Source organism: Vibrio aerogenes, assembly GCF_024346755.1.
Lineage (GTDB): Bacteria > Pseudomonadota > Gammaproteobacteria > Enterobacterales > Vibrionaceae > Vibrio > Vibrio aerogenes.
The window spans coordinates 3,649,271-3,664,499 of the sequence record NZ_AP024861.1; the positions used below are offsets into that span (position 1 = coordinate 3,649,271).

General features: G+C 46.8%; 15 protein-coding genes. 10 read left to right on the forward strand and 5 right to left on the reverse strand.

The features are described from left to right. Positions 1–14: 14 nt before the first annotated feature. Complete coding sequence (locus tag OCV29_RS16305) at positions 15–569, reverse strand: TetR/AcrR family transcriptional regulator (protein ID WP_073604196.1); 555 nt, start codon at positions 567–569, stop codon at positions 15–17. Positions 570–688: 119 nt separating this feature from the next. Between OCV29_RS16305 and OCV29_RS16310 the strand changes: the two genes are divergently transcribed. The 5 genes from OCV29_RS16310 to OCV29_RS16330 all read left to right on the forward strand — a co-directional run bounded on the left by OCV29_RS16310 (position 689) and on the right by OCV29_RS16330 (position 5,443). Further along, a complete protein-coding gene (locus OCV29_RS16310; RefSeq protein ID WP_084193348.1) occupies positions 689–1,795 on the forward strand; it encodes a hydroxymethylglutaryl-CoA synthase in 1,107 nt (368 codons plus the stop codon). Positions 1,796–1,809: 14 nt separating this feature from the next. Next, the gene (locus tag OCV29_RS16315; protein ID WP_073604198.1) at positions 1,810–3,015 is read left to right on the forward strand and encodes a thiolase family protein; all 1,206 of its coding nucleotides are present in this window, start codon (positions 1,810–1,812) and stop codon (positions 3,013–3,015) included. A 12-nt stretch (positions 3,016–3,027) separates the two neighbouring features. Continuing rightward, the gene (locus tag OCV29_RS16320; protein WP_073604199.1) at positions 3,028–3,468 is read left to right on the forward strand and encodes a Zn-ribbon domain-containing OB-fold protein; all 441 of its coding nucleotides are present in this window, start codon (positions 3,028–3,030) and stop codon (positions 3,466–3,468) included. Between the two features lie 198 nt (positions 3,469–3,666). After that, on the forward strand, positions 3,667–4,257 hold the full coding sequence (locus OCV29_RS16325; protein ID WP_073604200.1) for an acetate uptake transporter: 591 nt from the start codon (positions 3,667–3,669) through the stop codon (positions 4,255–4,257). A gap of 211 nt (positions 4,258–4,468) precedes the next feature. Then, positions 4,469–5,443: a family 43 glycosylhydrolase gene (locus OCV29_RS16330; protein ID WP_084193349.1), complete on the forward strand. Its 975-nt coding sequence runs from the start codon at positions 4,469–4,471 to the stop codon at positions 5,441–5,443. 60 nt (positions 5,444–5,503) lie between these two features. Here the strand turns inward: OCV29_RS16330 and OCV29_RS16335 are convergent, their stop codons facing one another. Further along, positions 5,504–5,986 carry a GNAT family N-acetyltransferase gene (locus OCV29_RS16335; RefSeq protein WP_073604202.1) on the reverse strand — a complete coding sequence of 161 codons (483 nt, stop codon included), beginning with the start codon at positions 5,984–5,986 and terminating at the stop codon, positions 5,504–5,506. Positions 5,987–6,278: 292 nt separating this feature from the next. On the opposite strand from OCV29_RS16335, the gene OCV29_RS16340 reads away from it, so the two are divergent. From OCV29_RS16340 to purD, 3 genes are all read left to right on the forward strand, one after another. Continuing rightward, positions 6,279–8,333, forward strand: a complete 2,055-nt coding sequence (locus tag OCV29_RS16340; RefSeq protein ID WP_073604204.1) for a bifunctional metallophosphatase/5'-nucleotidase — start codon at positions 6,279–6,281, stop codon at positions 8,331–8,333. A gap of 223 nt (positions 8,334–8,556) precedes the next feature. Then, positions 8,557–10,149, forward strand: a complete 1,593-nt coding sequence (gene purH / locus OCV29_RS16345; protein WP_073604205.1) for a bifunctional phosphoribosylaminoimidazolecarboxamide formyltransferase/IMP cyclohydrolase — start codon at positions 8,557–8,559, stop codon at positions 10,147–10,149. Between the two features lie 72 nt (positions 10,150–10,221). Beyond that, a complete protein-coding gene (gene purD, locus OCV29_RS16350) occupies positions 10,222–11,517 on the forward strand; it encodes a phosphoribosylamine--glycine ligase (RefSeq protein ID WP_073604206.1) in 1,296 nt (431 codons plus the stop codon). A gap of 64 nt (positions 11,518–11,581) precedes the next feature. On the opposite strand, the gene OCV29_RS16355 is transcribed toward purD, so the two are convergent. From OCV29_RS16355 to OCV29_RS16365, 3 genes are all read right to left on the reverse strand, one after another. After that, a complete protein-coding gene (locus OCV29_RS16355) occupies positions 11,582–12,280 on the reverse strand; it encodes a DUF1481 domain-containing protein (protein ID WP_073604207.1) in 699 nt (232 codons plus the stop codon). 47 nt (positions 12,281–12,327) lie between these two features. Next, a complete protein-coding gene (hupA, locus tag OCV29_RS16360) occupies positions 12,328–12,600 on the reverse strand; it encodes a nucleoid-associated protein HU-alpha (protein ID WP_073604208.1) in 273 nt (90 codons plus the stop codon). Positions 12,601–12,831: 231 nt separating this feature from the next. Continuing rightward, a complete protein-coding gene (locus OCV29_RS16365; protein ID WP_073604273.1) occupies positions 12,832–13,416 on the reverse strand; it encodes a uracil-DNA glycosylase family protein in 585 nt (194 codons plus the stop codon). 75 nt (positions 13,417–13,491) lie between these two features. Here OCV29_RS16365 and OCV29_RS16370 point away from each other — a divergent pair, with 75 nt between their 5' ends. After that, on the forward strand, positions 13,492–14,085 hold the full coding sequence (locus tag OCV29_RS16370; RefSeq protein WP_073604274.1) for a YjaG family protein: 594 nt from the start codon (positions 13,492–13,494) through the stop codon (positions 14,083–14,085). A gap of 87 nt (positions 14,086–14,172) precedes the next feature. After that, the gene (gene wecA, locus OCV29_RS16375; RefSeq protein WP_073604209.1) at positions 14,173–15,228 is read left to right on the forward strand and encodes a UDP-N-acetylglucosamine--undecaprenyl-phosphate N-acetylglucosaminephosphotransferase; all 1,056 of its coding nucleotides are present in this window, start codon (positions 14,173–14,175) and stop codon (positions 15,226–15,228) included. The last annotated feature ends 1 nt before the right edge of the window (position 15,229 follow it).

Sequence of the window (15,229 nt, forward strand, 5' to 3'; positions counted from 1 at the left end):
CGAAATGAGCCAGCTTACAGACGAAAAAGCGCTTCAACAAATGCATCTATCTGAGTTTTCTCATCCAGCTGATTTGTCAGTAAATTAAACCAGCAAAAACCAAATGACATCTTCAGCAAGAGTTCAATATCCGTATTTTCAGGTAATTCTCCCTGCTCTGTGGCTTTCATTAATAACTGACGCGGTCCTTCAAACCGGCGAGCCATAAAATCACTTTCCATATACTTCATATTTTGTTTATTGAGCTGAGATTCAGCAATAAAGCACCGTAATGCTTCGCCACAAACTGTCGTTTCCCACAACGTCCATAAATCATGCAGCAACTGCCGGTATTGTTCGCAGACCGGCGCAGGCGATGAGGATTGAAACGTGATCTTATTTTCCAGTTCGTAAAGTTCTGCGACCAGCCGGGCCTTATCCGGCCACCAGCGATAAATGGTTGGTTTACTCGCCCGGGCACGGCCTGCAACTTCTTCAATCGTAAACCCTTTGTATCCCTTTTCTGCCAATACACTTTTAGTGGCCGCCATAATCGCCTCGTATGAGGCCTGGCTTCTTGTTCTGGCCATGACTTACCCTTTTCAACTGGTTGAATATGCAATAGAATAACTTAATTTATGATTTTATCACGGCTATTTTTATTTAAAAACAAAACGATACGTTTCGTTTTATATTTAAAGGAGTGCAAATGAAGCCAATGAGCGGTATTACAGGTTACGGATACAGCTTACCTTTCTTAAGGCTGAGCGTTGAACAAACAACAGAGGTATGGAAAAACACCCCGCTTGCTTTATTAAAAAACGGATTAAAGGTTTCATCGCGGACGGTGTTACAACCGGACGAAGATACCATCACTCTGGCTGCCGATGCTGCCAGACAAGCCCTGAAGCAACACCTGAAACAGCAGGCCCGGTTTCCGGATATCAGTCCGGAAGCGATCTATCTGGGCACCTGCACCAACCCTTATCAATCGCGCAGCTCGGCCGCAATTGTCGCTGAAATGCTCGGCCTCTCCCGCCAGCTGTTCTGTGCGGATATTCAGTTTGCCGGTAAATCAGGTACTTCAGCCCTGCAGATTTGTCATGCCCTGATCAATTCAGGCATGTGTCACCAGGCACTGGCAATCGGTAGTGATACGATGAACCGCCACACAGCGCCCGGAGATCTGACGGAATCCTATGCCGGTGCTGGCGCTGTTGCGATGCTGCTGGGCACAGAACGGGTAATTGCCCGCATCGATAATACCGGTTCAGGCTGTGAAGATCTGGCAGATAATATTCGTCCGGAAGGTGAACGTTACATCCGCTCCGGTATGAGCCTTGGATCGGATAAAAATAACCTCGGAATATACCGCCACATGCAATTGTCGGGAGAGCAACTGTTACATGACATGGATTGCACCTGGGCAGATTTTGACTTTGTGGTCGTTCAGCAGCCCACAGAATCAGCCGTCGACACCATGACTGAAAAGCTGCAACTGGAATACGCACAAACCGTTCACAGCCGTTATGCAGCAACGACCGGTGATATCGGTTCAGCCAGTCCGCTGATGGGATTAGCCGCCACACTGGATCATGCACAACCCGGACAAAAAATTCTGATGCTGTCCTATGGTTTCGGTGCAGGGAGCGATGCCATCGCATTGACCGTCACTGATGAAATTTTGCCCTACCGTGAACAGGCTCCCACCGTGGCCGCATTATTGGCCCGGACCAAAGAAGTCTCCTATGCCGAAGCTGCGAAATATGAATTTAAATTTTCACGTCCGGATTATGCGCTTGCACCCTATTTATAGAAAGGAATTCACTCATGGCCAATGCACCACGCAGAGTCGCAATTGTTGCGGCGGAACATACAACCAATCCTGGCATCTATCATCCTGAAATCACATTTAAGGAGATGATTGCTGAGTCCGCTTACCGGGCAATCAAACGGATCGATCTGGATCCGAAAATGATTCAGGGCCTGAGTTACGGTTATCACGGTGAAGGTGTCTCAGAATATGGCGGCCTTGGCCCGACTATTTCTGATGCGCTGGGTCTGAGCCCTGCGCCCTGCTTTATCACAGCCTCTAACTGCACCAGCGGCTCTGTTTCTTTCCAGATGGGCGTCCAGATGATCGAATCCGGGCGCTATGACATTGTCCTGTGCGGCGGGTTTGAAAAGCCCAGTGATCATCTGAATTATACAGACTATATTAATGCCAGCACTGAAACTGAATATGATTACCTGATGGGAATTTCCCATGTCGATGCCTTTCATCTCGCCAATGAAGCCTATTTTCACTATTACGGCTATTCCGCTGATGATACAGCAGAAGTTCTGGCCCGGTTTGGCTTACAAATGCGCCGTTATGGTCAGCAGTGCCCGGATTCATTCTATTATCAAAAATCACTGCCTTCTGTTGAGCATCTGAAATCATTACCGGAACACGGTGCAATGCTTGCCCCCGGTGAAGCCAGTGGCAGTGTGATTCTGGTGGCGGAAGAGCTTGCTCACCGATACACCGATAAGCCTGTGTTCGTCAAAGGCATGGCTTATACCAATACTTCCCACTATTTTGGCAGCCGCTATAACCGGACGGCGGTCCGAGGCATCGATCATGCTTCTGCTTCCGGTATGGTGTCTCCGGCCAATGCGATTGCGTGTACAACAGCGGCTTATCAGGATGCCGGTATTACCGCAGAAGATGTGGATGTTATTCAGGTTTATGATGAACAGGCTGCCGGACTGATTCAGATGGAAACCCTCGGCATCTGCCCCGCAGGAGAAGCCGGCAGATGGGTGCTCGATGATCAAATCGGGCCGGATGGACGATGTCCGGTCAATACAGATGGCGGAAATATCGGGCGGGGCCACGCTTCCGGGTGTGACGGCATCATGCACATCGCCGAATTATTCCGGCAACTCAGGGGAGAGTCGGCCAATCAGGTCTCTCATGCCCGGATTGCTGTCAGCAGTAATATCGGAGGATATATGGCCCATAACTCTGTCATTGTACTTTGTAACGAATAAGGAGCGCTGTTTATGTCTCAATACCCTGAACAAATTCACCGTTTAAACACGGCATCGATGCTGAGAGAATGGCGTGAACATGGTGGAAAATATCGTCTGGAAGGCACCCGGTGCCAACATTGCGGCGCAACCTTTTTCCCGCGGCGGGCGGTTTGCTCTCATTGTCATGAGTCCGGTCTTGAAGTCTGCCGTTTCCCGCATGAAGGCACAATCGAAGTCATGCAGGATGCAGATATTCCGGTTCTGGCACTGATGGGATATGGTGAAATGATGCCCCGCCATATTGCAATGATCCGGCTGACCGACGATATCGTGATCGCAGGAGAAATTGTTGATGTTGCCTCTGAGGATGAACTGGAGCCCGGAGCCAGAGTTGAAATGGTGGTTCGCAAACAGGTCAGAGAGAGTAATCTGGCCTGGCAGTATGCATACAAATTCCGGCCACTGCGATAAAGAATCTGGCTGGCATGTCGTCAGCCTTTTCACTTCACTGACTCTCAGGCAAAACTCATTTGCGTCCGCACCAAGGCTTATCCTGAATCAGGTTATCTACATTAACCTCATTTAATTTGTTGTATTTTTCATCGCTAACCATGTAGAATCCGCGCCGTTTTCACTTTTTCTGACATGACAACTGGAAGGTAACAATTTATGTCAACAAAATTAGCCAACCCGGCTCCGCTTGGTTTAATGGGATTCGGGATGACGACGGTTTTACTCAACATTCATAACGCCGGATTTTTCCCGCTGGATTCAATGATTCTGGCTATGGGTATTTTTTATGGCGGTCTGAGTCAGGTGATTGTTGGGATCATGTGCTTCAAACGCGGCGATACGTTTGGCACAACCGCATTTACATCTTATGGATTATTCTGGCTCACGCTGGTCGGACTGATCGCGATGCCAAAAATGGGCTTTCCTGCCAGCCCGGCGAAATTCATGGCATGCTATCTGGCACTGTGGGGAATTTTCACCGGCTTTATGTTTATTGGCTCGCTGCGTTATCCGGTTGCCAAGCAGGTTGTATTCGGTTCTCTGACAATTTTGTTCGCCCTGCTGGCTATCAAAGACTTTACAGGTAATGAAGAACTGGGCGTGATCGCCGGCTTCGAAGGTATTTTCTGTGGTGCAAGCGCTATCTACTTTGCAATGGCGCAGGTTCTGAACAATGAATACGGCCGTGTCATTCTGCCTGTAGGTGAAAAGCGTCCGTCCGCTGTTGAGAAACCATTAGCGGCTTAATCGCCTTTAACAGCATGAGATATTGAATTTGACAGAGCCGCAAGCAACTTGTGGCTCTTTTTTTTGTTAACGTCTCTCCATCCTGCTATTTTCCCGTTTTGTGACCTGTACATTTCAAGTTTTGTGACCTGTAAATCGCAAAAATATGTTCAAGACCCTGAGTCCAATGATAAATTAAATCAATTGCATATAAACACATACAGGTTAACCGATGAAAACAACGATATTCAGTTTATTGGCTACATTCACTATCGCAGGTTGTGGCATGTATATTTCTGCCGCCAGTGCGCACAACCCGCTGGATTTTGGCAGCGATATCCTTACTGCCGATCCATCCGGACATGTCTGGAACGACGGGAAAATGTACCTCTACACATCACATGATGAGTCTTGCCAGCAAGACTTCTGGATGAAAGACTGGCACGCCTTTTCCTCTGACGATTTAGTGCACTGGACTGATCATGGCGCAATTCTCTCTGTCAACGATCTGAGCTGGGCGGACAATTATGCCTGGGCACCCGATGCGGCTTATAAAAACGGTAAATACTATTTTGTATTCCCGGCCGGGACCGGATACAAAGACAGGGAGAATCCGCAAAACAGCACCAAATGGATGGGCATCGGTATTGCCGAAAGCGACTCACCAACCGGCCCGTTTAAAGATATGATTGGTGCACCGTTATGGACTTCGCCTTATGCCAATGATCCGGCTTTATTCATTGACGATGATGACAGAGCTTATCTGTATTTTCATGGCAGTGGTATGGACTATCATGTGGTCGAAATGGCAGATGATATGCGCGGTATTAAGGGGAACTTTATCAAAATGGACATGGGTGGTTATGAGCCCAAAATGGAAGGTCCGTGGGTCTTCAGGCGCAGGGGAATTTACTACTTCACGATGCCGGAGAATAACCGAAAGCTGACTTACTATACCTCAACCTCTCCAACCGGCCCATGGACCTATCGCGGTCTGATCATGGATGAAGAACTCAGTTCAAACAACCATCACTCAATTGTCCGGTATAAAGGGCAATGGATTCTGTTTTATCACGTCTGGCGTAAAACGCCGGGATCAGACTGTGATAAACGCCAGCGTCATGTTGCTGCCGAATATCTGCACTTCAACCCTGACGGCACCATCCAGGAAGTCAAAAGAAGCCAAAAAGGTGTTTATTTGCCATAAATACATTCTGAAAGGCCTCTGAGTACAGAGGCCTTTCAGATCATGATGACTGACTCTGTCTTAATTTGACTCCGCAAACTGTAAAAGCGCTTCACCAGACAACCTGCAAATGGTCAAATCATCTTGAGGTAAAGCGCCAATACGACGATAAAAATCCTTTGCTTTCTGATTCCAGTCCAGCACGACCCACTCAAACCGGCCACATTGCTGACTGACTGCAATCTGTGCCAGATAGCGGATAATCGCTTTGCCCGCACCTGTCCCACGGTATTCCGGCGACACATACAAGTCTTCAAGATATAGCCCATACCTGCCAACCCATGTCGAATAATTGAAAAAGTAAACAGCAAAGCCAATTGCCTCACCCTCTTTTTCACAGATCAATGCGTAAGCATGGACATTATCTCCAAATAAATGCGTTTCAATGGCTTCAACTGTATTTAAAACCACATCCGGCTCTCTGACATAAGTTGCCAGCTCGTTGATAAAGTGCAAAATCGTCGCTGCATCTTCTTTTTGAGCTGGCCTGATCTCAACGGACATACACCAATCCCCTTTTTCTTCAGAACTCCGTACAACCTGAAGGCACATGCTGCCCGGACATATCAGACCTGATGATATACAAATCAGTGGCTCTGTCACCATGATTTACTCAATACCTGTGATTTCCGGATGTACATTTCCCACTTCACACACTGTTAATCTTATCGTCACCAAAAATTCATTCTATAGTCACCGGGCGCTGTCAGCCTTTATGCCGAACATCCTGTAATTTCAAGATCTTACTAACAAAAACAGATAGTCAACAGATTTCAATCGCAAAAGGAGAAACAGAATGCAACCGACAGTCGTATTCAGGAGAGACAGGTTAAAAAAATTCGTTGCCGCAGCACTGATGACAACCGTCATCGCCGGATGTGCTTTTGATGACGATGATGATAATAAAACAACACAGTCTGGTAATGAGGTTGCTTTCACGCTTCAGTTACTGCATGTCGCTGATATGGATGGCTCCAATGCAGTGGCACTGGCCAACGCAGGCAACTTTGCCAGTAACGTTGCAGCACTGCGTAACCAGTACCCGAATAACACTCTTTTTCTCAGCTCTGGCGACAACTATATTCCGGGCTCGCGCTATAAGGCCGCAGCTGATGATTCCATGACCAATGTCGCAGGTATTGGCACGCCGGGCGTCGGCAGGGCCGATATAGCGATGCTCAATGCAATGGGTGTGGAAGCCTCTGCCGTCGGTAACCATGATCTGGATGGCGGTACTGAAGAATTTGCCTCTATTGTGGCTGCGGATAATGCCTATCCGGGAACACAATTCCCGTACCTGAGTTCAAATATGATTTTCGCTGATGATGCGAATACAGCACCGCTTGTTACCGCTGATGGTCAAATGGCCAGCTCAGTACCGAACAGCCTGACTTCCTCAGTTGTGATTGAAGTCAATGGTGAAAAAATAGGTATTGTCGGAGCCACCACACCGACCAATGAAGTGATTACCAGCACCGGCGATATCACCGTCTTACCGGCTGATGACAGCACAACAGAACTGGCAGCACTCATTCAGGAGAAAGTCGATGCCCTCACAGCGACCGGCATCAATAAGGTGATCCTGCTGGCTCACATGCAGCGAATCGATATTGAGGAAGAACTGGCAACACTGCTCAGGGATGTTGATATCATTGTAGCCGGTGGTTCCAATACCCGCTTATCCGACAGCACCGATCGTCTGTGGGCCGGTGATACTTCTGCCGGAGACTATCCGCTGCTGTATAAATCAGCCAGCGGTGAAAATGTTGCGGTCGTGAATGTAGACGGCGATTACAAATATCTGGGTCGTCTGGTTGCTGGTTTTGATAAAGACGGGGAACTGCTGACCAATACCATCGATAAAAATGTCAGCGGTGTCTTCATCAGTGACAGCCAAATGGTCACAGAACTCGGCGGGACGCCAAATACAGCTGTCGATAACATTGTCTCAGCGATCAACGATGTTATTGTCGCCGCAGAGAAAAACATTGTGGGTCATACCGATGTCTATCTGAACGGTATTAAATCAGAAGTTCGCTCTGAAGAAACGAATCTGGGTGATCTGACAGCGGATGCGAACCTTTGGTATGCGAAACTGGCCGATGCTTCGGTTGAAATCTCGATCAAAAACGGGGGTGGTATCCGCGCTTCGATCGGTTATGCGACTTATCCACCGGGTTCAACAGATATCGCAGATCTTCAGTATTTACCGCCGGCAGCTTACCCGGCAGCCGGTAAAGCAGAAGGTGATATTTCTCAGTATGACCTGCAATCAACGCTGGCCTTTAATAATTCACTTTCCACGCTGGATGTTACGGCAGCAGAGTTGAAAGATATCCTTGAACACACCGTTGCTGACATCGATCCAACGGATGCCTCCGGGTACGCCGGTGGCCGTTTCCCACAGATTTCAGGGATGCGATTCACCTTCGATCCAACCCGTACAGCCCGCACTTCAGCAGGTAATGACGGGCAACGAATCACCGAACTGGCTGTCGATACCAATGGAGACGGCACTTACGATGACACGGTTGTCTCCGGCGGCACCATACAGGACGATGCAACCCGGACCTTTAAAGTTGTAACTCTGGGATATCTGGGCACCGGCGGTGACGGTTACCCATTCCCTTGTACCTCATCCGGTGATAGCTGTACGAACCAAACTGCCTTATCTGACTCTATGGGCAGCAACGATCCGGGCCTGGCAACCTTTGCTGAGACGGGTTCTGAGCAGGACGCACTGGCTGAATATCTGCTTGCGACATATCCGGATCAAAGCAAGCCATTCAACACTGCGGATAATATTGCAGATTCAAGTGTCACAGATACCCGGATTATTCGTCAGAACTAATCAGGCAGAGCGAACCACTCAAGATATCATCGCGTACAGACGCCCGGTAAAACGGGCGTCTTTTTCTTAAGATGAACCCTTCATAAAATCACCATTTCCTGATTTTTTTCTCAATGCCAAACGATTGCGCGAGCTTTTTTACATTTAATTCGTTAGAATGTGCGCCACAAAATTCTGACATCAATGTCATTCAATTAACTCCGTGATTTGAGGAAAAGGAAGCATGAATAACGCTCGTCCGATTCGCCGTGCGCTGATTAGCGTTTCAGATAAAACAGGTATTGTCGGGTTTGCCAAAGCTTTGGCTGACCGTGGGGTCGATATTCTTTCTACCGGTGGCACAGCCCGCCTTCTGGCTGAAGAGGGCATTTCAGTCACTGAAGTCTCTGATTATACCGGGTTTCCGGAAATGATGGATGGCCGTGTGAAAACACTGCACCCGAAAGTTCATGGCGGAATTTTAGGCCGCAGGGAACAGGACGATGCGGTGATGGCTCAACATGACATACAACCGATTGATATGGTTGTCGTCAACCTTTATCCGTTTGCTGCAACCGTTTCAAACCCGGACTGCACCTTAGAAGATGCGGTTGAAAACATTGATATTGGCGGGCCAACAATGGTCCGTTCTGCTGCGAAAAACCATAAAGATGTGACAATTGTGGTCAAAGCGAACGACTACGATCGCGTGATTGCTGAAATGGATAGCAATCAGAACTCCCTGACATACAACACCCGTTTCGATCTGGCGATTGCAGCCTTCGAACATACCGCGGCTTACGACGGTATGATTGCCAACTATTTCGGCACGATGGTGCCATCTTACGGTGAAAACAAAGAAGGCGATGAAGCCTCTCAGTTCCCGCGTACATTCAACATGCAGTTCGGGAAAAAGCAAGACATGCGTTATGGCGAAAACAGCCATCAATCTGCTGCATTTTATGTTGAAAGTAACCCGGAAGAAGCCTCCGTTTCCACCGCCCGCCAGATTCAGGGTAAAGCGCTTTCTTACAACAACATCGCGGATACAGATGCAGCACTGGAGTGCGTGAAAGAATTTGATGAGCCAGCCTGTGTAATTGTCAAGCATGCGAATCCATGTGGTGTTGCACTCGGCGGCGATATTCTGAGCGCTTATAACCGCGCTTATCAAACCGATCCGACATCAGCATTTGGGGGCATCATTGCCTTCAACCGTGAACTTGATGCGGCCACAGCGAAAGCCATTGTTGATCGCCAGTTCGTTGAAGTGATTATCGCGCCTGAAATTACACCAGAAGCTGTTGAAGTGGTCTCAGCCAAGAAAAATGTCCGTCTTCTGGAATGTGGCTACTGGAACAGCAAAACATCAGGTTACGATGTGAAACGCGTGAACGGCGGGTTACTGGTTCAGGAGCGCGATCAGGGCATGGTGGGTCTTGAAGATCTGAAAATCGTTTCAAAACGTCACCCATCAGCCGAAGAAATCAAAGACGCGCTGTTCTGCTGGAAAGTTGCGAAGTATGTAAAATCGAATGCGATTGTTTACGCCAAAGGCGATATGACGATTGGTGTGGGTGCCGGTCAGATGAGCCGCGTTTACTCAGCAAAAATTGCTGGTATTAAAGCCGCAGACGAAGGACTGAAGGTCGAAGGTTCTGTGATGGCGTCAGATGCATTCTTCCCGTTCCGTGACGGGATTGATGCAGCTGCCGAAGCAGGTATTACCTGTGTCATTCAGCCGGGGGGGTCAATGCGTGATGATGAAGTCATTGCAGCAGCTGATGAACATGGCATGTCGATGATCTTTACCGGTATGCGTCACTTCAGACACTAAGCATTATTCTCTTCCAACTTTATGGCTTACGCTTTTAGCGTAAGCCAATTGAATATTAAGGAATGTATTTTCATGAATGTACTGATTATCGGTTCTGGCGGACGCGAACACGCACTGGGATGGAAAGTCGCACAGAATGCTCAGGTTAATACGGTATTCGTTGCACCGGGCAATGCAGGTACAGCTTCAGAGCCTAAACTGGAGAATGTCAACATTGACGTGGAAGACATTCAGTCACTGGTTGCATTTGCCAAAGAAAAATCGATCGAACTGACCATTGTCGGACCGGAAGCCCCCTTAGTGATTGGTGTAGTCGATGCTTTTCAGGAAGCCGGGCTGCCGATTTTTGGCCCGACAAAAGGCGCAGCGCAACTGGAAGGTTCAAAAGCCTTCACCAAAGATTTTCTGGCCCGCCATCATATTCCAACAGCAGCCTATGCGAACTTTACTGAAATTGAACCAGCGCTGAGCTATGTTCGCCAGCAAGGTGCGCCAATTGTCATCAAAGCAGATGGTCTGGCCGCTGGTAAAGGGGTCATCGTTGCAATGACACTCGAAGAAGCAGAAGCCGCGATCAAAGATATGCTGGCCGGCAATGCATTTGGCGATGCAGGCAGCCGGGTTGTGATTGAAGAATTTCTGGAAGGTGAAGAAGCCAGTTTTATTGTCATGGTGGATGGGAAAAATATTCTGCCAATGGCAACCAGTCAGGACCATAAACGGGTTGGCGATAAAGATACCGGACCGAATACCGGCGGAATGGGTGCTTATTCACCCGCTCCGGTTGTCACTGCAGATATTCACCAACGTATTATGGAACAAGTGATTCAACCGACCGTTGAAGGTATGGCTCAGGAAGGTCACCCTTACACTGGCTTTCTTTATGCTGGGTTAATGATTGATGCAGAAGGAAATCCGAAAGTCATCGAATACAACTGCCGGTTCGGTGATCCGGAAACACAGCCGATTATGATGCGGATGCAGTCTGATTTGGTTGAGCTTTGCTTAGCTGCATTGGACAAGAAACTGGATCAAACAGAATCAAAATGGGACAGCAAAGCTGCTGTTGGTATTGTTCTGGCAGCAGGCGGCTACCCTGGCAGTTATACAAAAGGTGATGTGATCACCGGACTGCCTGAAAATGCTTCTGGTGAACAAAAAGTTTTCCATGCCGGTACAACACTAAAAGATGGCCAGATTGTCACTAATGGCGGCCGTGTGCTTTGCGCCACGGCTCTGGGTGATTCTGTATCAGAAGCTCAGAAACAAGCTTATACGCTGGCAAAACAAATTCGCTGGGATGGTGTTTTCTGTCGCAGCGATATCGGCTATCGTGCGATTGACCGTGAACAAAACATTCAGAAGTAAGCGCCAGTCAATCAAAACAAGCAAATTCAAGCCGGGAAAGATGATTATCCCGGCTTTTTCACATTTATGATTCAGGGATTAAATTCGGGCGGGCGATACACTCATGCTCTTCATCGGCCAACACAAGCAGCTCATCCACATAGACCCGTTTATTTTTTACTTTACCCAGAAAAGCCATATAATTGTCCAAATCGGATAAACGATTAATCACAAAACCCGGTAAAGTCTGATTAAATTCAACCCGTTCATATTCGTAGCCGGAACATGTTTCAAAATGATCGCCATGCCATACACCCTGAATCAGTTCTAATCCCTGCTTGTCTTGTTTTTTCACCGCAGCAACGATCGCATTCGCCTGATTTTTATATTGGTTCAGCGATTCAGCCGACAACGGCAAAACTTTGCCATTTAACCGATACTGCTGGTAAACCGCATCACCATTTTTATCAAACCGGATATGTACTTTAAAAGGGACTAATACATTCTCTGAAGCAGTCTGTGTTCCTTCACGAACTAATTCTTTTAATACAGAACCCTGCCAACGGTAGCTGGTTTGATATCCACCATCAAAATCAGACTGAATATAATCAGATGCCGAATAAGGAGAACCCGCATGATCGCTGTACCAGAAGAGACTGACCGCATCGCCAACCCGTTCACCACCGGATAATTGTTCAAGCTTTTTTAAAGACGGAGAATGCTGGGAAGAAGAACATCCAAAGAGAAGAATTGATAAACAAGTAAGAAAAGTAGATCGTTTCATAAAAATACGCCAAGAAATCAAAGGGTGATGCCTTGGCGTATTATAAATTAATTCACTGATTCTTTCAGTGCTTTCCCTGCAACAAATGCAGGAACATTTGCGGCAGCAATTTGGATCTCTTCTCCAGTTTTAGGATTACGACCAGTGCGCGCTGCACGATGATTAACTTTGAATGTACCAAAACCAATTAGCTGAACCTGGTCACCATCTTTCAGTGCTTCTTCAACTGCACCTAAAGTTGCTTCCAGAGCGGCTTTTGCCTGCACCTTAGATAGATCTGCTTTTTCTGCAATGAAGTCTATTAATTGGGTCTTGTTCATTAGGTTTCCCTTCTACATGTTATCGAACCAGAGCCACTCTAAAGCAAAAAGGCCCTGTCTGGCAAAGGTTTGTCGACGTTCTTTTGTTAATTTAAGGAAATTTTAACGATAAACTGAGTAACAACTCACAATTTTTCTCACCGGTAATGCATAGCAGCTCATACTATCTTGAAGTATCATATCAGTTTTTACACATTTTTTACTTTCTGGTATCAGGGCGAGACTCAGCGTTCAAACAGAATCGTCAGACAGTATTTGATGGATTCGTAAACGGATTTCCGGAAGCACTTCAGATTCAAACCATGCATTTTTTCGCAGCCAAAGCGTATTGCGGGGAGACGGATGCGGTAAAGGTAAATAATCCGGAGACCATCGGTGCCATTCCCGCACCGTTTCAGTCAAAGTCTTTGGCTTATCTTTCAGATAATATTCCTGTGCATACTGGCCGATGAGCAGGGTCAGCTGTATATTGTGTAACGCATTACGTACCCGGCCGTGCCATTGAGGCGCACATTCTTTTCTTGGCGGCAAATCCCCTGAATGTCCTTTTCCCGGATAACACAGCCCCATTGGCATAATTCCAATCCTTTCCGGTGTGTAAAATGTTTCCCGATCCAACTGCAGCCACTGCCTCAACCGTTCACCACTGGGATCATTCCACGGCACAGAAGTCTGGTGAACCCGTGTTCCGGGTGCCTGACCGACAATCAGTATCCGGGCATCCGGATGTGCCTGAATCACCGGGTTCGCACCCAATGGTAATTCCGGCTCACACAAACGGCACTGACGTATTTCTTTCAATAGCTTCACGAACATCTGTTCCATTGGCTTTTTTCTCCGGACATAATCAAGTACACTGCACAGTGTTTTTGTCTCATGCGTGAAACCAATATGCTTAAGAACCCGCTTCAACTTCGTCTTGAAAAACTAGCCTCCTGGCAGCAAGTAACATTTATGGCTTGTCTTTGTGAGCGCATGTATCCCAATTATGCTATGTTTTGTGATCATACACAGTATGCTGAGCCAAACATCTACCGACAGGTTCTCGATACTATCTGGGAATATCTGACCGTAAAAAACGCTAAAATCAATTTTGAGCGGCAGCTGGAAAAACTGGAAGAAATCATACCAGCGACCGAGGCATTCGATACTTATGCAGTATACCCTGCCATCGATGCCTGTGAAGCTTTATCATCAATACTGCACTGCCTGCTTGATAAAGAAATCATGCTTGATACGACATTGCAGATTAGTTCCATATCTGTCGGAACCGTCGCACAGCTGGAAGAAGTTCAAAGCGAACAGCAAATTACCAATGAGAACCAAAAAGAGAACCCGGCCATAAATGTGGAATGGGACGTTCAGTGGGCGATATTCCGTCCTCTGAAAGAAGCCAAAGAGCATGATGTAGCGCTTATCAGAGATCTGAGAGATGAGCTCAGAGAAGAGGGAATTTCAAATATTGGCGTACAGTTATCAAAGTGAGCCCTTTACCCAGTCAGGATGTAAAGCATAAATGGTGTAACTTCAGTTAATTTATTTTTTGTAGCATGAGCGGGCACGGTTAAATTTGTGATTAACGGTATTGAACTTTTATCTCTTTTCTTTATTTCTGTCATCGTACTTTTTATTTCAAGAAAAGTCGCGAAGGCTGTTAACCTTGTCGATCTACCGAATGCCCGAAAACAACATCAGGGGCCTGTTCCCATCGTCGGCGGTATCGCCATTACTATTTGCTATCTTTTCTTTCTGTCTCGTCATACATCATTAATGCCGGCAACATCTGTCCATATATTGGGAGTGACAACGCTGGCAGTGATTGGTGCACTGGATGATAAAAAAGGACTTGGTATTAAACTGCGTCTGGCCGTGCAAACACTTATTGCATTACTGATGATCCTTGGTGCCAATATAAAACTTGAGTATTTTGGATTTCTGGTTGGGGATATATCGATAAACTTTCCTTCCTGGTCATATCCCGTGACCATTTTAGCAGTCATTACCGCTATTAATGCATTTAATATGATTGACGGACTGGATGGTTTATTGGGTTCTCTGTCAATTATTATCTTTTCAAGCCTGGCTGTTCTTCTTCTTTATCACGGTCAGACAAATCTGGCTTATGTATGCCTTTCACTCATTACGATTATCAGTGCTTACCTGCTACTGAACATGGGATTATTGGGAAAAAGATTCCGGATTTTCATGGGAGATGCCGGAAGTATGGTGATTGGCTGGACAGTTCTCTGGTTTCTACTACAATCAACTCAGCAACCATTGCAAGTCATTAAGCCCGTTACCGCGCTCTGGATTATTGCGCTACCGTTAATGGATATGGTTGCAACCATAGTCAGACGAATCAGAAAAAAACAGTCACCTTTTCAGGCAGACAGAACACATATTCACCATATTTTGTTGAAACTGGGACTGTCAAAAACATCAACATTACTGGTACTGGCCGGAATATCTGCATTGTTTAGTAGTATTGGTATCATTTGCGATATCAAGAATATTCCGGATTCAACCATGTTTTATACTTTTTTAACACTTTTCGGACTTTACAATGTTAGCGTCAATACCTTAATCAGCCGTATTAACAAGAAAGCAGTATTGCTGTCAAATGTATAGA

What these genes read in the sequence shown, in the direction of transcription:
- OCV29_RS16340 (WP_073604204.1), top strand. Translation starts at nt 6,279, where the DNA reads ATGCAACCGACAGTCGTATTCAGGAGAGACAGGTTAAAAAAATTCGTT.
- OCV29_RS16335 (WP_073604202.1), bottom strand. Translation starts at nt 5,986, where the DNA reads ATGTCCGTTGAGATCAGGCCAGCTCAAAAAGAAGATGCAGCGACGATT.
- OCV29_RS16325 (WP_073604200.1), top strand. Translation starts at nt 3,667, where the DNA reads ATGTCAACAAAATTAGCCAACCCGGCTCCGCTTGGTTTAATGGGATTC.
- purD (WP_073604206.1), top strand. Translation starts at nt 10,222, where the DNA reads ATGAATGTACTGATTATCGGTTCTGGCGGACGCGAACACGCACTGGGA.
- OCV29_RS16310 (WP_084193348.1), top strand. Translation starts at nt 689, where the DNA reads ATGAAGCCAATGAGCGGTATTACAGGTTACGGATACAGCTTACCTTTC.
- OCV29_RS16370 (WP_073604274.1), top strand. Translation starts at nt 13,492, where the DNA reads ATGCTTAAGAACCCGCTTCAACTTCGTCTTGAAAAACTAGCCTCCTGG.
- OCV29_RS16305 (WP_073604196.1), bottom strand. Translation starts at nt 569, where the DNA reads ATGGCCAGAACAAGAAGCCAGGCCTCATACGAGGCGATTATGGCGGCC.
- OCV29_RS16365 (WP_073604273.1), bottom strand. Translation starts at nt 13,416, where the DNA reads ATGTTCGTGAAGCTATTGAAAGAAATACGTCAGTGCCGTTTGTGTGAG.
- purH (WP_073604205.1), top strand. Translation starts at nt 8,557, where the DNA reads ATGAATAACGCTCGTCCGATTCGCCGTGCGCTGATTAGCGTTTCAGAT.
- hupA (WP_073604208.1), bottom strand. Translation starts at nt 12,600, where the DNA reads ATGAACAAGACCCAATTAATAGACTTCATTGCAGAAAAAGCAGATCTA.
- OCV29_RS16320 (WP_073604199.1), top strand. Translation starts at nt 3,028, where the DNA reads ATGTCTCAATACCCTGAACAAATTCACCGTTTAAACACGGCATCGATG.
- OCV29_RS16355 (WP_073604207.1), bottom strand. Translation starts at nt 12,280, where the DNA reads ATGAAACGATCTACTTTTCTTACTTGTTTATCAATTCTTCTCTTTGGA.
- OCV29_RS16315 (WP_073604198.1), top strand. Translation starts at nt 1,810, where the DNA reads ATGGCCAATGCACCACGCAGAGTCGCAATTGTTGCGGCGGAACATACA.
- OCV29_RS16330 (WP_084193349.1), top strand. Translation starts at nt 4,469, where the DNA reads ATGAAAACAACGATATTCAGTTTATTGGCTACATTCACTATCGCAGGT.